The following is a 644-nucleotide window of genomic DNA, read 5'->3' as shown; positions in this document are numbered from 1 at the left end:
TTATCAATAACTTTGATAAGTACACTGACAACGCGGAAGGTAAAGCACTGGTTGCGGCTGGTCCTCAACTGGACTAATACCGAAGCAAAACTGAGTGACCTGTGATTTGATGACAACAGTGACTTAGTTACAAAAATGCTCTTCAAGCCCCTCTTTTGAGGGGCTTTTTATTGAATCCCACACCAGATTGATACAAGCTAAAGCCTAACTGGGTTATTTGTATAACTGACCTCATCAGTTTTCCGACACTTCACTTACAGGTTCTGGCAGGGATGAAAACAGCGCGTCGAATTCTAATTCTCTTACTGGTGGTATTGATTGCCCTTCCGGCGACCATTATTGCGCTGTTAACCACCTCATACGCCAATTCTACATGGCAATGGGTTTCACCCTACCTTGGCTTACCGATCCAAGCGGAGCGCGTTCATTACGATTTCCCTTACCACCTTTCGCTGCAAAACGTTCGCTCCCAAGATGCTCAACTGCCTTATATTGAACAAGTCGACGTGTGGCTGAACCCTGACATACGACGAGATGGAAAATGGATTATCGATAGCTTGCTGATCGATGGGGTGAGTCTAAAAAAAGGCATACCGACACGGCCCAACTTAGAGTCGATCCAGTTCCACCAGATTGCGCTGAAA

The 644-nt window shown here is 45.8% G+C and carries 1 protein-coding gene; it reads left to right on the top strand.

The window, feature by feature from the left end:
• Positions 1-272 precede the first annotated feature (272 nt).
• Positions 273-644: AsmA family protein (locus R7E78_RS27600; RefSeq protein WP_318058814.1), on the top strand; the 372-nt coding region annotated here is incomplete at its 3' end.

It is taken from the genome of Vibrio sp. YT-19(2023) (genome assembly GCF_033337395.1).
This window is presented reverse-complemented; position numbering and strand designations above follow the sequence as displayed.